This window comes from Desulfoluna sp. (genome assembly GCF_030145185.1).
GTDB lineage: Bacteria > Desulfobacterota > Desulfobacteria > Desulfobacterales > Desulfolunaceae > Desulfoluna.
Map to the genome: position 1 here is coordinate 23,895 of NZ_JAQYWB010000006.1, position 17,761 is coordinate 41,655.

A 17,761-nucleotide genomic window follows, 5' to 3' on the forward strand; every position below is an offset into this window, starting at 1 on the left:
CTCACCTCCCCTCTTCAAGATGTGTGATGAAGTGTTCGACGCCCTTTTCAATGGCGGCCACCTGCTCTCTGCTTGCCTCGATGTCACCGGCTTCCGAAGCGCTTTGGAGTCTGGTGGCCAGATGTTCCAGCCTTTTGGCAGAGATGTTGGCAAAGTATCCTTTCATTTTGTGGGCCTGGGCGCGGACGCGTTCGAGGTCGTTCTCTTCGACAGCCGCCCGTAACAGGCTGAGTTCGTGGGGGGTCTTGTCGATAAAGAGGGCGATGAGTTTGTCCAGAAGCCGGGTGTTTCCCTGGATGCGTGAAAGGAGTTCCTTTCGGTCAAACAGGGGGCGTTCTCCGGAGGGCTCGGAGGCTTTCGGGGAGGTTAGATCCTGGGCCTTTTCGGTGTGCGGTGTGGTGTCGGAGGGGCTGAGGAGATAGGTTTGCAGGGCCTGGTAGACCGCTTCGGGCAGGATGGGTTTGGCGATGTGATCGTTCATGCCGGCTTTCAGGCATTTTTCCCGGTCGCCTTCCATGGCATTGGCGGTCATGGCCACGATGGGGACCTCGTGTCGCTTTACGTTGGACAAGGGGTCCCGGACAATACGGGTGGCTTGAAAACCGTCCAATTCCGGCATCTGAAGGTCCATGAACACCAGGTCGTAGGCCGTCTTTTCCATGGCGAGGATGGCCTGTCGGCCGGTTTCCGCCACATCGGCTCGGAATCCGAAGCTCTCCAGAATGCCAAGGGCCACCTCTTGATTGATGGGAAAGTCCTCGACCAGGAGGATGCGGTGGGTTCGGCGTTTCATCTCTGCCATGGTGTGGCGGGTGATGAAGAGCTCCCGGGGTTCGGTCTGGATGGGCTCGGCTCCCCGCAGGGTGGCAATGCAGTTGTAAAGTTGGGACCGCTTGTAAGGCTTGGTGAAATAGGCGTCAAAACCGGCCGATTTATAACGGTTGGCGTCTCCCCGTTGCCAGAGAGTGGCCATGAAAATAAGGGACAAGGATTTAAAGGCCTCCTGCTTTCGAATTTTTCTTCCCAGGGTTTCACCATCCATGTCCGGCATGTCGCTGTCGATGATGGCGATGAGATAGGGGTCCCGGTTGGCGGCCGCTTCCAGGAGCATGCTGAGGGCCTCTTCGGCGCCGGGGGCCTCCCCGGTGCGGCAGTGCCAGGCCTCTATTTGAATTTTAAGGGACAGGCGGCTGCTTTTATTGTCGTCTACAAGAAGAATCCGGCTGCCCCGAATATCGGTGGCTGGTGTCATGCAGACGGCACCTTCCCGTGAGCCGCAGGCGAGTATGGCGGTAAACCAGAAGGTGCTGCCCCGTTCCACGCCACTCTCCACGCCGATTTCCCCCCCCATCAATTGGACCAGCTGTTTTGAAATAGAGAGCCCCAGGCCGGTGCCTCCAAAACGTCGTGTGGTGGAGACATCGGCTTGGGTGAAGGGTGAAAACAGGTGACGGGAGGTATCCTCGGCGATGCCGATGCCTGTATCGGACACGGAAAACCAGAGGGGGACCCTCCAGGGCGTGTCGGTTTCCCCTTCTTTGAAGCGGGTCACGTGGATCAGAATTTCCCCTGAGGCGGTGAATTTGATGGCATTACCGATCAGGTTTACCAGGATCTGCCGGAGGCGGGAGGGGTCCCCGGAAACCCGCAGCGGGACATCGTGATCCATGCGGAATATGTACTCCAGCCCTTTGGTCTGGGCCTTGATGGCCATGATTTCATTGATATTTTCCAGCATGGTCAGCAGATCAAAATCGAGGGTTTCCAGGTCCAGCTTGCCTGATTCTATTTTTGAAAAGTCCAGGATGTCGTTGATGATGGCAAGAAGGGCGTCGGCACTCTTTTGAATGATGTTGACCCGATGGGCTTGTTCTTCCGAGAGGGGGGTGCCCAGCAGGAGCCGGGTCATGCCCATGACCCCGTTCATGGGGGTACGGATTTCATGGCTCATGTTGGCCAGGAATCGGCTTTTGGCCCGGTTGGCCGCTTCGGCGGCCCGCGTGAGTGTTTTGGCATTGTTGATGGCATCCCGAAGGTGAAAGTTGGCGGCTTCGGTGGCGGCTTGGGCGTCTTTGAGATCCGCGACGGTCTGTCTGAGTTCGGTGGTGCGTGAGGCAACGTTCTCTTCCAGGTGCTCGTGTTGCCTGAGGAGCTCACCGTCGCGGCGTTGGATCTGGCCCAGCATTTCGTTGAAGCCTTCCATGAGAAGGCCAATTTCGTCGTCGGTCCGTTTTGTGGCCCGGACCGTGTAATTTTTCTCTCCAGAGACCTGGTTCATCATCCCCGTGAGTTCGAGGATGGGGCCGGAGACGATTTCCTGGAGGCGTGATGAAATGGTGTAGGCCGCAAAGATGGAGAGGACGAGAACGACTCCGGCCGCGGCAAGATAAAAGAGGAGGCGTCGGTAAATCTGGCTCATGTCGGCTTGGAGGTAGACCGTTCCGAGGGTCTCTCCGTCAAAGCGGATCTCTTCCAGCACTTCGATATGTGTATCAAGCAGAGGGATCCCTTCCAAAAGGCGGCTGGGGCGGTTGGTCGTGCCCCGGTGGTCGGGCTTGGGCAGAGGGTTCCGTTGGTTCCTGTACTGGGCAAACATGCTTCCGTCATGGCGGTAAATGCGGGCAAGGTTCAGGCTGGGCTCAACGGAGAGGCCCTCCAGGTTTTCCCGGGCCACCTCGGCGTCATTAAAGGTGAGGGGGGCCACGGAGTTGTACCCGATGATGCGAGCCAGCATGGAGAGGTTGTTGCTCATCTCCCGCCGGGAGGTGAAGGCCTCCGTCGCCACCAGAAGCAGGGTGGAGAGAATCAGGATCGTTCCCGAGATGAGCATCATGAGAGCGATGAGTTTTTGACGAAGGGGAAGAGCCTTGAAAAGTCGGAGCATGGCATCACCTGACTGAGGTTTAGGGCACCAACCGGGCGAGCTTAAGCAATCGGGAGCTGATGGTAAGCCCGGCCATTTGGGTGGTGGAGAGGTTGACTTCAAAACGGATTCTGTTTTCTGCCTTTATAAAGGTGAGCATGCCACCCCGCAGGGAGAAATCGGGCAAGCTGCTGACGGTCAGGATAGGGCGGCTTGCAAGGGCAGAAAGAACCTGCGGGAGATCCGGGGATTTAATTTCGCCGACAAAGAGCATGTGACAGGCAGGCAGGTCGGCAAGGGTGTCGATGTGTTGGATCACCAGGGGGCGGTCCTGGACCCGTTTGTATTGGATGGTGGGGAGAGCGGAGTCGATGGAATCTTCCCCCAGGACACAGAGCACAATGGGGGAGACGCTGCTTTCGAAGGCCACATCCGGCCAGGTCACAAACCGGGCAAAGTTCAAGAGGTAGGCGGCTTTGATCCGGCTTTCAGTGGCAGGCTCGGCGTGCAGAGGAGGCGGGACGCCGCCGTGCAGTGCGATGCTGAAAAGAAGCCCTGTGATGACGATGAGTCGCTTGATGGTCATGGTCCTTGGGTCGGATCGGAGGGTGAAGGCAGCGGGGCAGGGAGTGCCAGGCTGCCGGATGGGTTTAAAACGACAGCGTTGCCTGGGCGTGGACGGACCTCTCCACCTCGGTGGGTTCGATCCATACCAGGGTTTCAATGAACTCTGGGTGGCTTGTATGCAGAAGGTTTTGCCCGGTGAGGGAGAGCTCCAGCCCCTTGCTGGGTCTCCAGGCGATGCGGGCATCCAGTTCGGTGTAGGCATCGACGCGATTTTCCTGGATGTCGTCTACATAGCGGAGCCAGAGGTCCAGGGTGACCTGGCGGGGCAGGTCAAAGCCAGAGCGCAGGGAGAGCTGGTGGGTGGGAGCCGCATTGTCGGAGTATTGGGCGGTGGCATCGGCGTATCCGCTCTTAAAGGTTAAGTCGGCCTGAAAGAGGCTGTAGGCGCTCTGGAATCGCAGCTCGGGACGGGGGCTCCAGTTGGTGGCCAACTCCAGGCCCCAGGTGTTTCCTTCCATGAGGTTCTGGATGGTGCTGGCAAGAATGACCCGCGGGGGAACGGCGTCAAGATCGGGTTTCGGGGGGGAGGGGGCATAGCCGTAGAGATCATCATAGAAGTAATAAAACAGAGTGAGGTCCAGTGAGAAGGGGGATTCCGGGGTGAAACGGTACCCGGTTTCAAGGGCGATGAGTTTTTCAGACTCGAGGGTTTCTACGCCGACGAGGAGCACCTCAATGGGCAGCAGGGTCGGGTTGGCGGGGGATTCCGGTGGGATGATGCTGTTTCTCAGGCAGATCTGGGTTTCCCCCCGGTTGGGGGTCCGAACTGCTCGGGACGCGGCGAACCACAGGTTGTTGGTCTCATCGGGTTTCCAGAGGAGGCGGAGGTTGGGCTGTACCTCGGTCTGGGTGTAGTCGTTGTGTTCCACCTTGGTGCCAATGGTGAGTTGAAGGGTGGGGGAGAGGGCGATGTCATCCTGGAGGAAGGCGCTGATGAGGTGGTCTGTGGTGGTGGGTTTCTCAAAGACAAAGGCCTCGGTGACGTTCAGGGTGTCGGTGTAATAGCGATAACCCAGCCCCCAGATGACTTCGTGTCCGTTAAGGGGCTGGAGGCGATGCTGGAGATCGAGATCCACCAGGTCTCCCGTCGAGGAGAGCTGGGTCTCTTCTTTCATTGTCTGGTCGTAGTAGAGCTGCACGGAGAACTCGGAGGTGGGAGAGAGGGTGTGGGAGAGACGGCCCAGAAGGTTCATGCCCCGGGAGGTGTTCTCATGTTTGTATAAGGTGGCGTAAGGGGGGGTAAGGGAAGGGATATTCGTCTCTTCGTTGATGTGGCCGGTGTAGCCATCGCCTTGAAAGGTCCATTGTGTGTCAGGATTCGAGGCCAGGTCGGTACGGAATCCGGTTTGCAGGTGGTCCCAGGGGTCGGCTTGTTCCTCTCCGCTGGAATTTACCGAGGCCTCCCGGTCGCTGTACGTGGTGTAGACCCGGTAATGGCCAGTCTCCCCAACGGGTGCGCCATAGCGGACCCCCCCGTTGGTGCGGGTGAAGGTACCGATGCTGTTGGTGGAGAAGGCACCTTGGGTTTTCGCGGTTTGTTTGGTGATAATATTGATGATGCCGTTGACAGCATTGGCTCCCCAGAGACTGGCTCCGGGGCCCCGGATGACCTCGATGCGGTCGATGTCTTCCATCAGGGTGGCATGAGATTCCCAGAAGACACCGGAGAAGATGGGGGAGTAGAGGGTGCGTCCGTCCAATTGGACCAGGAGTTTGTTCGCGTACCGGCTGTTAAACCCTCGAGCGGAGATGGCCCACCGGTTTGAGGAGATCCGGCTCACCTGGATACCCGGAACCATGCGGAGGGCATCGGGAATGGAGGTGACCCCGGAACGCCGGATTTCATCGCCGGTGATGACAAAGATAGCCGTGGCGGAGTGGGAGAGCTTCTGGGGCTTACGTGAGACCGAGGTGACCTCGATGTTGGCCAGCTCTTCAATGGAGAGTTCGGTGAAATCCTCCATGGCTCGGAGGGGGGGCACCAGGCAGAGGCCACTGATGATGAGAATGGCTGCAAGGATGGCGGGGCCGTTCACGGGTGGTAAGATCGTCATGGGATTCTCCCGGTTGTCGATCAGAAAGGGGTGACAACCGCAGGAAGGGGATGGGCGTTGGGGCGCTTGGATGGGTCAGCGGGGGCGGGCTGAGAGAAGGGCACGAAGGGGTGGGTGGGCAAGCGCGCAATATTCTTGAATATATCATGATAAGCGGCGCGCGGCAACAGGTTGAGGGGGAGTGGGCATTGGCCCCATCTGCAAAAAAAAACGCCCTGCCCCTAAGTGTGGGACACGGCGTGATCTTTGTGTGGGTGGTACCCCCAGCAAGAATTGAACTTGCGCACATGGATTAGGAATCCAATGCTCTATCCACTGAGCTATGGGGGCATTAGTCGATATAGAGACGTTGACCCGGATAGATGGTGCTTCCCGGAGTCAAGTTGTTTACTTTAAGCAATCTCGCGACTGAAATATTATGTTTTGTGGCAATTGTAAAGGGATTATCACCTCGCTTGACATAATAAACGGATTTTTTGGCCGTGCGAGCCTTGGGCGCCTTGGGCTGAGGCAGGGAAAGAACCTGTCCAACCTTCAGGGTGTTGCTCGAGAGTCGGTTGACTTCTTTAATCTCTGTGGGGGTGGTTCCGTACTTGCGGGCAATGAGCCAGAGGGACTCCCCTTTGTGGACGACATGCCGGGTGGGGCGCTTGGTGCCGTTAAGGGGTGTGTTGGCGTAGTAGCCGCGTGTGGTGTAGCCACGCTGGGGGATTTTAATTTTTTTGCCGACCACGATGATATGGCGATTGGAGAGGCCGTTGGCCTTTGAGATCGTCTTTATGGAGGTGCGATAGCGTTTGGCCAGTGAGGAGAGGGTGTCTCCAGATTTTACCTTGTGGTAGACGAAGGCGCGTTGTGGGGGCAGGGAGACCCTCAGGGTTGCCATGGCGGCCTGAACCGCTTCGCCTTTACCCACAGGGACGCGGAGGGTGTAACTCTCCTTGGGAAGGATGGTGTAGCGCAATTCCGGGTTCAGCTTTTTCATGGTGGCGTGGGAGGCGCTGATGGCCCGAGCCACATCCGAGAGTTTGACCTGCTTTTGAACGGTGACGGTGTCGAAGAGATCGGGCGCGTCAGGGGTGACCTTGTCGAACCCATACTTCTTCAGGTTGTTGGCAATATGAAGGGTGGCGATGAACTTGGGGACGTAGCGGCGCGTTTCCGAAGGAAGCCGGGAGTAGAGGTCCCAAAAATTGTCCAGGTAGTTGATGTTCTGACGTCTGATGGTTTTCAGCACTCGCCCTTCGCCGCAATTGTATGCCGCCAGGACCGTGGACCAGTCTCCGAAAAGCTTGTGAAGCCTTTCAAGGTAAGCGATGGCCGCATCGGTGGCCTTTTCAGGATCGAGGCGCTCGTCGACAAAGGTGGTGCGTTTCAGCCCGTACATGTAGCCCGTAGAGGGGACGAACTGCCAGAGCCCCAGTGCCCGGGCGGAGGAGAGGGCTTTGACCTTGAACCCGCTCTCCACAAGGGGGAGCCAGGAGAGCTCGGCGGGCAGACCCGCTTCCTGGAGCTTCTGGAGCATCATGGGGCGGTATTTACCGGCCCGTTTCAGCGATTCGGAGAAGAAGCGGCGGTCTTTTTTGGTGAAGATGTCGATTTCACGCTGAACCTGCTGGTTGATGGTGATGGGAATGGCGTTGCGTGTAAAAGAGGCGGTGGTGGTCCGGGAGGTGTAAATCTCCAGAATTCGGCGTGAGATGGTGAACCGCAGATCCTCTTTCTGTTGAAGAAGCAGGGGGGCATTTTCGGTGTCGACCTGAAGGATAAGGCCATAGGCCTCGTCAAGGCTTGAAAGGGCTCCGTCCATATCTCCTTTCTCCCAGAAGGTCTGGGCTGCCTTACAGTATTCAATGGCACGATCGAACAGGGGCAGCTCTGCTTCGGTCTCTTCAGGGAGTTCCAGCGAGATGTTGCGGAGGTTGGTGGCGAAGTTGAACTCCACCGGTTCAGGGGCTGTCGCTTCGATCCCTATATAAGGATACCTCGGTGTTTTCGACGCGAGGGGAATCGTTGACGAGGTGCATGCGGATGTGAGCAGCACAAGGGCGCAGGAAAGAAATAAGGGCTGTTTCATAATGTATTGGCTTCTATATGTCTGTAAATTGTTGTTATCTGGATACAGGGGAATTACAGGCTTGGGCGAGAGGTGTCAAGTGATTTGGGGGCGGGGGCGAGGGCCGGTCCAAGGGGCGAGTGGCAAAAAATAACCCCGCAAACGGGAAAACATGAAATTAGATTTAAAGGGATTAAAAGATAATTTTGTGGTAATATCCGGGGATTAGCGTTTGAAACAGGTGCCTTCGAAGCTATGATTTTGAAAATTCGCATTTGAAAGAGATATCGAGAGCATTCAAGCGTAAAACTTGGGTTAAAGGGTGATATTTGGCTCTCATCGCCTGTAAGCGGTATTGATAAAAAATGGTCAGCTGGGTAGAAGAGGACGTTCTTTGACGACGGCAGTCATCAAATCGAGCCGGCATAGCTCAGTTGGCAGAGCTTCTCACTTGTAATGAGATGGTCCTCCGTTCGATTCGGGGTGCCGGCTCCAAAAAGAACATGTTCAAAAATGGTGGGGTTCCCGAGTGGTCAAAGGGATCAGACTGTAAATCTGACGGCTCAGCCTTCGGAGGTTCAAATCCTCCCCCCACCACCATCCCGGAATAGCAAGCTGGGTGTAGGAGGCCAAATGGCCATGACTACGCGGCTGCCTACAATTAACTTGCTTCCGGTGCACTGCGCCGGTAGGTCGGCGGGAGTAGCTCAGTTGGTAGAGCTTCAGCCTTCCAAGCTGAATGTCGCGAGTTCGAATCTCGTCTCCCGCTCCATTTGGCATTTGCCCGACCGCACATCAGCGATTAAGCCCATGTAGCTCAGTTGGTAGAGCGCATCCTTGGTAAGGATGAGGTTCATCAGTTCGACTCTGATCATGGGCTCCACGCTGATTTGTTGTTGCGCCTTCTTATATTACGGCAGGTGTAAGTAAGCAAGTCACACCATATTATATACAGACTACAATTGGGTAAAGCACCAAACGTACAGGGAGGTAGTTGACATGGCAAAGGAAAAATTCGAGCGGTCGAAGCCGCATGTGAATGTCGGTACCATCGGTCATATTGACCATGGCAAGACCACGCTGACAGCTGCGATTACAAAGCAGAACGCTCTTCGTGCAGGCATTGGCTCTGCCATTGCTTTCGACGAAATTGATAAGGCGCCTGAAGAGAAAGAGCGTGGGATTACGATTGCCACTGCGCACGTGGAATATGAAACTCCCAACCGCCACTATGCTCACGTTGACTGCCCCGGTCACGCCGACTACATTAAGAACATGATCACTGGCGCTGCCCAGATGGACGGCGCGATCCTGGTTGTGTCTGCTGATGACGGCCCCATGCCTCAGACTCGCGAGCACATTCTGCTTGCCCGTCAGGTTGGTGTTCCCCGTATTGTTGTCTTCCTTAATAAATGCGACATGGTTGACGACGAAGAATTGATTGAGCTTGTTGAGATGGAGCTCCAGGAGCTTCTCTCTAAATACGATTTTCCTGGCGACGACACCCCCATCATTCGAGGCAGCGCCCTTCGCGCCCTGGAAGCGGACAGCCATGAAGACGCTGCCGCCGCTTGCATCTTTGAGCTGATGGAAGCCTGTGACAGCTTTATCCCCGAGCCCGAGCGCGATACCGAGAAAGATTTCCTCATGCCTATTGAGGATGTTTTCTCTATCTCTGGTCGTGGCACCGTGGTTACCGGCCGAATCGAACGTGGCGTGGTCCACACCGGTGATGAAGTAGAACTTGTAGGGATCCGTCCCACCGCCAAGACCGTTTGTACCGGTGTTGAGATGTTCCGCAAGCTCCTTGATGAAGGGATGGCTGGCGACAACGTTGGTCTGCTTCTCCGCGGGACCAAGCGTGAAGAAGTCGAGCGAGGCCAGGTTGTGGCCAAGCCCGGATCCATCACGCCTCATACCCATTTCAAGGCAGAGATTTATGTCCTTTCTAAGGAAGAGGGCGGACGTCATACCCCCTTCTTCTCTGGATACCGCCCCCAGTTCTTCTTCCGTACAACGGATGTGACCGGTATTTTGAATCTGCCTGAAGGCGTTGAGATGATCATGCCTGGGGACAATACGAATATCATCGCAGAACTGATTCACCCCATCGCCATGGAAAAAGAACTTCGCTTCGCGATTCGCGAGGGCGGACGTACCGTCGGCGCCGGGGTTGTATCCGAAATCATCGAATAGATCGAGGAGCCGATAAGTGCGAACTTTAGTAACTCTCGCCTGCACTGAGTGCAAAAGGCGAAACTATACAACGACGAAAAACAAGCGTACGACGCCTGACAAACTTGAATTCAAGAAATACTGTCCCTTCTGCAAGAAGCATCTTGTCCACAAGGAGACGAAGTAATCAGGTCCAGAGCCGGGGTGGGCTTTAATCCACCCAGCCCGGTCGCTTGAAAAAGGTTTAGCGTGAAGGTCAGTAGCTCCAATTGGTAGAGCGTCGGTCTCCAAAACCGAATGTTGGGGGTTCGACTCCCTCCTGACCTGCCACAAACCTTGATTAGAGGGGCTCCCTGGGACCTCCCTATCGACAGATAAAGAAGGAGAGGTATGGGTCGTATACAGCGCAAAAAAACTGAGAGCCAGAAATTAAAGCTGAAAGAGAAGCAAAAGCTTCGCAAGGACACTCATGCTGACATTCTGGCTGACCAAGGGCCCTCGTCAAAGAAATTACCTGATCAGAAAAAGCAGATTCAGACTAAGGCTCATTATTCGGTAAAGACGACCGGAATCAATAATGAGCCTGGTTTGATTGAGAAGGTCAAGGCTTTCTTTAACGAGGTGAAATCAGAGACAAAAAAGGTCGTGTGGCCTGAAAAGAAGCAGACAATAGCTTCCACAGCGGTGGTGATTGTTCTGGTGATTATCATCTCATCCTTTTTGGGCTTGGTCGATGTGGGTTTAAAGGGCTTAATTAGTCTCGTCCTTCACTAAAACCGAGGAGATAGTTCAGTGGCTCTAAAATGGTATGTGGTTCACGTATACTCGGGCTTTGAAAACAAGGTCAAGGCTGCCTTGGAAGAGCGGATAGCCGTATCACCCTTCAAGGAAAAGTTTGAAGAGATCGTTGTGCCCACTGAGCAGGTCGTAGAGCTGGTCAAGGGGAAGCGGCGTGAGTCTTCAAGGAAATTCTACCCGGGCTACATCCTTATTCGAATGGAACTGAACGACAATACCTGGCACATCGTTAACAACACCGCTAAAGTAACTGGTTTTCTGGGTGGAAGGAACAGGCCTGCGCCGATCTCCGAGGAGGAGGCGGAAAAGATCCTGAACCGTATGGAGGCAGGCAAAGAGAAGCCCCAGCCGAAATTTCTATTCGAAACAGGCGACGAAATTCGTGTGACCGACGGGCCATTCACCAATTTCAATGGCACGGTAGAAGATGTCAATCCTGAAAAGGGAAAGATCAAAGTGCTGGTGAGCATCTTTGGACGTGCTACGCCAGTTGAACTGGACTTTGTTCAGGTAACGAAGTTATAGCATTCACTATCGGGAGTAAATAAGTACAATGGCAAAAAAAGTTATTGGACAAATAAAATTACAGGTACAGGCCGGCAAAGCCAACCCTTCACCACCCATTGGTCCCGCTCTTGGTCAGCACGGAGTGAACATCATGGACTTCTGCAAGGCGTTCAACGCACGAACCGCCAACGAAGAACCTGGCATGGTCATCCCGGTGGTGATTACCATTTTTGCCGACAGAACATTTAAGTTCATCACCAAGACCCCTCCGGCATCGGTGCTTCTGAAAAAAGTAGCCAAGCTTCAGAAGGGCTCTAGCGATCCCCTTCGCAACAGGGTCGCAAAAATTACCATGGATCAGGTGGAAGAGATCGCCAAGATCAAGATGGAAGACCTCAACGCCAACGATCTCGCGGCAGCCAGCAAAATCATCGCAGGCACGGCCCGAAGCATGGGGATTGACGTCGTCTAAATTGGATTTAGATAAGGAGCAATAGGGTACGATGCCAAAGCGTGGTAAAAAATACATAGAAGCTGGAAAAGACATAAAGCCTCTGCAGAGCTTTGAGTTGGCCGATGCAGTGTCGGCAACTGTCTCCAATGCATTCGCCAAGTTTGACGAAACCGTGGACGTCGCGATCCGTCTTGGGGTCGATCCCCGTCATGCGGATCAGATGGTGCGTGGCACCTGTATCCTTCCTCACGGACTCGGCAAAGAGGTGAAAGTTCTTGTGTTCTGCAAGGGCGAGAAAGAGAAAGAGGCGCTGGACGCCGGTGCCGATTTTGTCGGTAGCCAGGAGTTGGTCGAAAAGATCCAGGGCGGATGGTTTGGGTTCGATAAAGCCATCGCCACCCCTGATATGATGGGGGTTGTGGGAAAAATCGGGCGTGTGCTCGGGCCCCGTGGTCTGATGCCCAACGCCAAAACCGGGACCGTCACCTTTGACGTGGCCAAGGCCGTGGATGAGTTGAAGGCCGGTAAGATCGACTTCCGAGTGGAGAAAGCGGGGATTATTCACGCTCCCATCGGAAAAGTCTCTTTCGGTGCTGAGAAATTGACCGAAAACCTGGTTGCACTTCTTGAGGTGTTGGTTAAGCTCAAGCCCTCTGCAGCCAAAGGTGCCTATTTCAAAACCGTGACAGTCTCCTCTACCATGGGACATGGTCACCGTATTGATACAGCCACCCTGAAAGAAGTTGCGAAATAGATCTTGCTTTTGGGTGACTAAAGGTATATCTTATACCGATTTTTACTTTTGGGCATGATTCGTCCCCCCTTCTCTTTTGATGAGGCGGGGGCGGATTGAATATATGTCACAGACAGTAGGTGCACACGTTAGGTTCACCGTGTTTAATCGGCGAGGCCGGCCTACCGAGACACTCGTTTTGGTACAGTTGGCACCTCATGTAGAAAAATCTGCTTAAAGGAGGTGTGAAAGAATTGAATCTGGATAAAAAAAAGGCTGTTATAGATAGCCTGCATGAAAAGCTTGCGAAGTCCGCCATCGTCATTGCGACGGATTATAAGGGCCTGGACGTCGCCGCCGTGACTCAGCTCAGGGCGGAGCTTACCAAGGCTGGCGTGGAGTTTCAGGTTGCGAAAAACACCTTGCTCCGACGTGCTTCCGTGGAAACCGATGCAGCGCTTATTGCCGATTCCTTTAAGGGACCCACGGCCATCGCCATCAGTTTTGATGATCCGGTGGCTCCTGCCAAGATCCTGACCAAGTTTGTTGAAGACAATGACAAACTGCAGATCAAGGCAGCGGTTATGGAAGGAAAGCTTCTGGATATTGAAGGCATCAAGGCTTTGTCCTCACTGCCCTCTCGAGAGGTTCTCCTCTCCCAGCTGCTCGCCACCATGAACGCAGTGCCCACAGGTATGGTACGCGTACTTGCTGAAATGCCAAGGCAGATGCTCAACGTGCTTTCGGCCATCAAGGATCAGAAGGAAGCAGCGTAATTACCGCGGTTTTCAATCACGTAAAATCGACACTTATAGAATAAGATAAGTTTTTCTGGAGGTTATTAGACAATGGCTGATATTACCAAAGATGAAGTAATTGAGTTTATCGCAAACATGACTGTTCTTGAGCTTTCTGAGCTCGTAAAGGAACTTGAAGATAAATTTGGTGTTTCTGCTGCAGCTCCCGTGGCTATGATGGCTGCTGGTCCTGCTGACGGTGGCGCTGCTGCTGAAGAGAAGACTGAGTTTGACGTCATTCTCACTGCTTGCGGCGACAAGAAGATCAACGTGATCAAAGAGATTCGTGCCATCACTGGTCTCGGCCTCAAGGAAGCCAAAGCTCTCGTTGACGAGGCTCCCAAGGCAGTTAAAGAAGGCATCGCCAAAGACGAAGCAGAAAAAGTTAAAGCTCAGCTTGAAGAAGCTGGCGCCCAGGTTGAACTTAAGTAATTATACGCTTAATAAGCCTACCCATACCCAAATACTATCACCTTTGCGGATGAAAGGCGGGCACTTGTGCCTGCCTTTTAATCCGCTAATTCTGTTTCTGCAGTCTCAACAAACAATTTGGAGATGATATGACTGGAAGCCCCTTGGCGAAAAAGCGATTAAGGAAGAATTTCGGAGGGAAGCATAAAATCGCTGAGATTCCTGATCTTATCGGTATGCAGCGAGATTCTTACAACCGTTTTCTGCAGATGGACGTTCCGCCTGAGAAGAGGGAGGACATAGGTCTCCAGGCAGTCTTCAAGTCCGTTTACCCCATCAAGGACTTTACAGGTAGCGCTTCTCTTGAATATGTGTCGTACTCTTTCGGTGAAGTCAAGCATTCGATGGCAGAATGTATTCAGCGCGGGATGACCTATGAAATTTCTTTGAGAATTCGTGTTCGCCTTGTCGTTTATGATATTGACAAGGAAGCCGGTACCTCCAATATCCGGGACATTAAAGAGCAGGAGATCTATTTCGGCACCATTCCCCTGATGACGAAGCGGGGAACCTTTATCATCAACGGCACCGAACGTGTCGTGGTGAGCCAGTTGCATCGTTCTTCCGGTGTCTTTTTTGACCATGACAAAGGGAAGACCCACTCCAGCGGTAAGATCATCTATTCTGCACGGATTATTCCTGTGCGTGGTTCCTGGATCGATATGGAAGTCGATCCCAAGGATATCGTTTACATTCGCATTGATCGCCGCAGGAAATTTCCTGTGACTGTCCTCTTTAAGGCCTTTGGTTACACCAACGAAGACCTGCTGACCTATTTTTACTCTAAAGAGAAGATTCTTCTCGACAAGGGTGAGTTCAAACGAGTCTTTAATGAAGATTTCTTGAAAGGCCAGCGCGCAAGCGAAGACATCGTGGATTCCGACTCCGGCGAGGTCATCGTGAAGCAGGGGCGCCTGTTTACAAAACGGGCCATCAAGCAGCTGAAAGGGGTGGGCACTGAGACCCTTCCCATCAGCCCTGATGATATTGCTCAGCGTGGCCTGGCGACTCAGCTGGTGGATCCGGTGACGGGCGATGTTATTGCTCTGGCCGGCGAGCTGGTGGATGAGGAGGTTCTTGAGCGTATCTCCGAGTCCAATGTCACTGGTTTTGAACTTCTTTATCAAGATTCAGCCTACTCTTCGGATGCGGTCCGTAAGACCATTATGGTCGATAAAGTGTCTACCAAGGAAGAGGCTCTGGTTGAGATTTACCGACGTTTGCGTCCGGGTAACCCGGCGACCCCCGAGGTGGCTCAGGAGTTCATCGATCATCTCTTCTTTAAAGAGGCCTACTACGACCTTTCGGGTGTTGGCCGTCTGAAGATGAACCACCGATTGGGACTGAACACCGATATCAACATCAAGACCTTGCGTCGTGAAGATATATTGCTTACCGCCAAAACCCTGGTCCAGCTTCGTGATACCCAGGGGATTGTCGATGATATTGACCACCTCGGCAACCGTCGTGTGCGTGCTGTTGGGGAGCTCCTGGAAAACCAGTATCGTATTGGTCTGGTTCGTATGGAGCGTGCCATCAAAGAGCGCATGAGCATGCAGGAAGTGGATGCTCTGATGCCCCATGATCTGGTGAACCCCAAGCCGGTCTCGGCTGTGGTCAAGGAGTTCTTCGGGACCAGCCAGCTTTCCCAGTTTATGGATCAGACCAACCCGCTCTCCGAGACCACGCACAAGCGTCGTCTTTCCGCCCTGGGACCCGGGGGCCTCACCCGTGAGCGCGCCGGTTTTGAGGTGCGTGACGTGCATCCGTCTCATTATGGACGCATTTGTCCCATTGAGACTCCAGAAGGCCCGAACATCGGCCTGATCGTTTCTCTGTGTACCTACGCACGGGTCAATGACTTCGGGTTTATCGAAACCCCCTACCGTGTGGTGAAGGACTCCCATGTGACCAATGAGGTCCGCATGCTCAGTGCCTTCGAAGAGAAGGCGCTGCCTATTGCACAGGCCAACGCGCCCTTAGACGATAATAACAATTACGTCAATGCGTTGGTGACCTCCCGCGTGGAGGGCGAATTTGAGATGGTGGAGCGCGAAGAGATCGAGCTCATGGACATCTCTCCCAACCAGCTGGTGAGCGTCTCCGCGTCGCTGATTCCTTTTCTGGAAAATGATGACGCCAACCGTGCTCTCATGGGCTCCAACATGATGCGTCAGGCTGTGCCGCTGACTCAGAGCCGCGCCCCTCTCGTCGGTACCGGTGTCGAGGGCGTGGTCGCTCGTGACTCCGGGGTGGCCATTGTGGCCGAATCCGACGCCATTGTGGTGGAGGTCGACTCCGAGCGCATTGTGCTTCAGCATGAGGTAGAGATGGAAAAACCCGGGTTTAACCCGGTGACCATTTACAACCTCTCCAAGTTTATTCGTTCCAACCAGAACACCTGCTTTAACCATCGTCCCATTGTGGTCAATGGGCAGAAGGTCAAAAAAGGCGAAGTCCTTGCCGATGGTCCCTCCACAGAGAAGGGCGAACTGGCGTTAGGGCAGAACGTTACCGTGGCCTTTATGCCTTGGGGTGGCTATAACTTTGAGGACTCCATCCTCGTTTCTGAGGCCATTGTCCGTGACGGTGTTTATACGAGTATCCACATCGAAGAGTTTGAGGTGGTTGCTCGGGATACCAAGCTGGGCAAGGAAGAGATCACCCGGGACATTCCCAACGTGGGTGAAGAGGCTCTGAAGGATCTTGACGAAAGTGGGATTATCCGCCTGGGCGCGGAAGTGTGCCCCGGGGATATCCTTGTGGGCAAAATTACGCCCAAGGGTGAAACACAGCTCTCTCCCGAAGAGAAGCTGCTTCGGGCCATTTTCGGCGAGAAGGCCGGCGATGTGAAAGACACCTCTCTGCGGGTTCCCCCCGGCGTGATGGGGACCGTGGTGGATGCCAAGGTCTTTTCTCGACGCGGCGTGGATAAGGACGACCGGACCCGGCATATCGAAGACGACGAGATCGCAGGCTTTGAAAAAGATCGCAACGACAAGGTCTCTGTGATTGAAAAAACAGCCCGTGAAATGGTTGAAGCTCTGGTGGAGGGCAAGAGCTGCCCCACACCGCTGAGAAAAGCCAAGAAAGTCGTCATTCCTGCGGATACCCTCATCACACGTGAGCTCCTCGCTGAGATTCCTCTTTCTCAGATTGAAGGGATTATTCTTGATGACGATACGGTCACCGAGCAGGTGAACGAGATCCTCGATCGCAAGAATGAAGAGATTGATAAGATCAAGAAGACCTTTGAGGATCAGGTGGTTCGTTACGAAAAGGGCGATGATCTGCCTCCGGGCGTCATTAAGATGATCAAGGTCTATGTGGCGATGAAGCGTATGCTCTCCGTCGGTGATAAGATGGCGGGGCGTCATGGTAACAAGGGTGTGGTCTCCCGTGTTCTGCCTGTGGAGGACCTGCCCTATTTCGAAGACGGCACCATGGTCGATATGGTTCTGAACCCTCTGGGTGTTCCCTCTCGTATGAACGTGGGGCAGATCCTGGAGATTCATCTGGGGCGTGCAGCCAAAGGGCTGGGCAACCAGATTGCTGATCTCATCGATGAGAAGAAGGCCGATCATCTCAGAGCTAAATTGAAAAAAATCTTCACCGGAGAGACCGACCACGAGATGGTCGACAGCCTCGAAGGGGATGATATTTATACCTTTGCAGAAAATTATCGTCGAGGGGTTCATATGGCTACCCCGGTTTTTGATGGCGCTGAAGAAGAAGACATCAAGAATTACCTGACGGAGGCTGAGTACAAAACCTCCGGCCAGGCTCGTCTTTTCGATGGCCGGACCGGTGATCCTTTTGACGGCGAGGTGACCGTCGGTACCATGTATATGTTGAAACTCCACCATTTGGTGGATGACAAGCTCCACGCCCGATCCATTGGTCCTTACTCCCTCGTCACTCAGCAGCCTCTGGGCGGCAAGGCACAGTTCGGCGGCCAGCGTCTTGGCGAGATGGAGGTCTGGGCCATGGAGGCATACGGTGCGTCCCATGCACTTCAGGAATTTATTACGGTCAAGTCCGATGACATGGCCGGCCGTACCCGCATGTACGAGAAGATCGTGAAGGGTCAGGCCGTTCTTGAACCGGGGATGCCCGAATCCTTCCGCGTTCTGACCAAGGAACTGCAGAGCCTCGGACTGGACGTAACCTTATTGGAAGGCACTAACTAAGGAGCAGATATTGGAAACCCTATACGATTTTTTCGC

13 protein-coding genes and 6 tRNA genes are annotated in these 17,761 nt (G+C 54.1%); 14 read left to right on the forward strand and 5 right to left on the reverse strand.

The window, feature by feature from the left end; genetic code table 11:
* Window position 1: 1 nt before the first annotated feature.
* The 5 genes from Q1Q75_RS02690 to Q1Q75_RS02710 all read right to left on the reverse strand — a co-directional run bounded on the left by Q1Q75_RS02690 (window position 2) and on the right by Q1Q75_RS02710 (window position 7,621).
* Window positions 2-2,884, reverse strand: a complete 2,883-nt coding sequence (locus Q1Q75_RS02690) for a response regulator (RefSeq protein WP_300667475.1) — start codon at window positions 2,882-2,884, stop codon at window positions 2-4.
* Between the two features lie 19 nt (window positions 2,885-2,903).
* On the reverse strand, window positions 2,904-3,449 hold the full coding sequence (locus tag Q1Q75_RS02695) for a YfiR family protein (protein ID WP_300667476.1): 546 nt from the start codon (window positions 3,447-3,449) through the stop codon (window positions 2,904-2,906).
* 64 nt (window positions 3,450-3,513) lie between these two features.
* The gene (locus Q1Q75_RS02700; protein ID WP_300667477.1) at window positions 3,514-5,544 is read right to left on the reverse strand and encodes a TonB-dependent receptor; all 2,031 of its coding nucleotides are present in this window, start codon (window positions 5,542-5,544) and stop codon (window positions 3,514-3,516) included.
* A gap of 255 nt (window positions 5,545-5,799) precedes the next feature.
* Window positions 5,800-5,874: transfer RNA gene (locus Q1Q75_RS02705), tRNA-Arg, on the reverse strand.
* 1 nt (window position 5,875) lies between these two features.
* Entirely contained in the window at window positions 5,876-7,621 is a 1,746-nt protein-coding gene (locus Q1Q75_RS02710) for a LysM peptidoglycan-binding domain-containing protein (RefSeq protein WP_300667478.1), read from the reverse strand.
* Window positions 7,622-8,019: 398 nt separating this feature from the next.
* On the opposite strand from Q1Q75_RS02710, the gene Q1Q75_RS02715 reads away from it, so the two are divergent.
* The 14 genes from Q1Q75_RS02715 (at window position 8,020) to rpoB (ending at window position 17,725) form a co-directional block, all read left to right on the forward strand.
* Window positions 8,020-8,095: transfer RNA gene (locus Q1Q75_RS02715), tRNA-Thr, on the forward strand.
* 20 nt (window positions 8,096-8,115) lie between these two features.
* Window positions 8,116-8,200 (forward strand) — tRNA-Tyr (locus Q1Q75_RS02720).
* Window positions 8,201-8,296: 96 nt separating this feature from the next.
* Window positions 8,297-8,372: transfer RNA gene (locus Q1Q75_RS02725), tRNA-Gly, on the forward strand.
* Window positions 8,373-8,406: 34 nt separating this feature from the next.
* Window positions 8,407-8,483 (forward strand) — tRNA-Thr (locus Q1Q75_RS02730).
* Between the two features lie 116 nt (window positions 8,484-8,599).
* Complete coding sequence (tuf, locus tag Q1Q75_RS02735) at window positions 8,600-9,796, forward strand: elongation factor Tu (protein ID WP_300667479.1); 1,197 nt, start codon at window positions 8,600-8,602, stop codon at window positions 9,794-9,796.
* A 16-nt stretch (window positions 9,797-9,812) separates the two neighbouring features.
* Window positions 9,813-9,962 carry a 50S ribosomal protein L33 gene (gene rpmG / locus Q1Q75_RS02740; RefSeq protein ID WP_300667480.1) on the forward strand — a complete coding sequence of 50 codons (150 nt, stop codon included), beginning with the start codon at window positions 9,813-9,815 and terminating at the stop codon, window positions 9,960-9,962.
* Window positions 9,963-10,028: 66 nt separating this feature from the next.
* A tRNA-Trp gene (locus tag Q1Q75_RS02745) sits at window positions 10,029-10,105 on the forward strand.
* 60 nt (window positions 10,106-10,165) lie between these two features.
* A complete protein-coding gene (gene secE / locus Q1Q75_RS02750; RefSeq protein ID WP_300667481.1) occupies window positions 10,166-10,549 on the forward strand; it encodes a preprotein translocase subunit SecE in 384 nt (127 codons plus the stop codon).
* An 18-nt stretch (window positions 10,550-10,567) separates the two neighbouring features.
* On the forward strand, window positions 10,568-11,098 hold the full coding sequence (gene nusG, locus Q1Q75_RS02755; RefSeq protein WP_300667482.1) for a transcription termination/antitermination protein NusG: 531 nt from the start codon (window positions 10,568-10,570) through the stop codon (window positions 11,096-11,098).
* A gap of 28 nt (window positions 11,099-11,126) precedes the next feature.
* The gene (gene rplK / locus Q1Q75_RS02760; protein ID WP_300667483.1) at window positions 11,127-11,552 is read left to right on the forward strand and encodes a 50S ribosomal protein L11; all 426 of its coding nucleotides are present in this window, start codon (window positions 11,127-11,129) and stop codon (window positions 11,550-11,552) included.
* A 31-nt stretch (window positions 11,553-11,583) separates the two neighbouring features.
* Window positions 11,584-12,288 (forward strand): 50S ribosomal protein L1, encoded by a 705-nt coding sequence (gene rplA, locus Q1Q75_RS02765; RefSeq protein WP_300667484.1) that lies wholly within the window; start codon window positions 11,584-11,586, stop codon window positions 12,286-12,288.
* 224 nt (window positions 12,289-12,512) lie between these two features.
* A complete protein-coding gene (gene rplJ, locus Q1Q75_RS02770; RefSeq protein ID WP_366945142.1) occupies window positions 12,513-13,043 on the forward strand; it encodes a 50S ribosomal protein L10 in 531 nt (176 codons plus the stop codon).
* An 81-nt stretch (window positions 13,044-13,124) separates the two neighbouring features.
* A complete protein-coding gene (gene rplL, locus Q1Q75_RS02775; protein WP_366945144.1) occupies window positions 13,125-13,496 on the forward strand; it encodes a 50S ribosomal protein L7/L12 in 372 nt (123 codons plus the stop codon).
* Between the two features lie 128 nt (window positions 13,497-13,624).
* Entirely contained in the window at window positions 13,625-17,725 is a 4,101-nt protein-coding gene (gene rpoB, locus Q1Q75_RS02780) for a DNA-directed RNA polymerase subunit beta (RefSeq protein WP_300667486.1), read from the forward strand.
* Window positions 17,726-17,761 lie beyond the last annotated feature (36 nt).

Bases quoted from the DNA above. Each gene is read 5' to 3' on its own strand.
- secE (WP_300667481.1), top strand. From the start codon at position 10,166: ATGGGTCGTATACAGCGCAAAAAAACTGAGAGCCAGAAATTAAAGCTG.
- Q1Q75_RS02690 (WP_300667475.1), bottom strand. From the start codon at position 2,884: ATGCTCCGACTTTTCAAGGCTCTTCCCCTTCGTCAAAAACTCATCGCT.
- Q1Q75_RS02695 (WP_300667476.1), bottom strand. From the start codon at position 3,449: ATGACCATCAAGCGACTCATCGTCATCACAGGGCTTCTTTTCAGCATC.
- rplK (WP_300667483.1), top strand. From the start codon at position 11,127: ATGGCAAAAAAAGTTATTGGACAAATAAAATTACAGGTACAGGCCGGC.
- tuf (WP_300667479.1), top strand. From the start codon at position 8,600: ATGGCAAAGGAAAAATTCGAGCGGTCGAAGCCGCATGTGAATGTCGGT.
- rplA (WP_300667484.1), top strand. From the start codon at position 11,584: ATGCCAAAGCGTGGTAAAAAATACATAGAAGCTGGAAAAGACATAAAG.
- Q1Q75_RS02710 (WP_300667478.1), bottom strand. From the start codon at position 7,621: ATGAAACAGCCCTTATTTCTTTCCTGCGCCCTTGTGCTGCTCACATCC.
- Q1Q75_RS02700 (WP_300667477.1), bottom strand. From the start codon at position 5,544: ATGACGATCTTACCACCCGTGAACGGCCCCGCCATCCTTGCAGCCATT.
- rpoB (WP_300667486.1), top strand. From the start codon at position 13,625: ATGACTGGAAGCCCCTTGGCGAAAAAGCGATTAAGGAAGAATTTCGGA.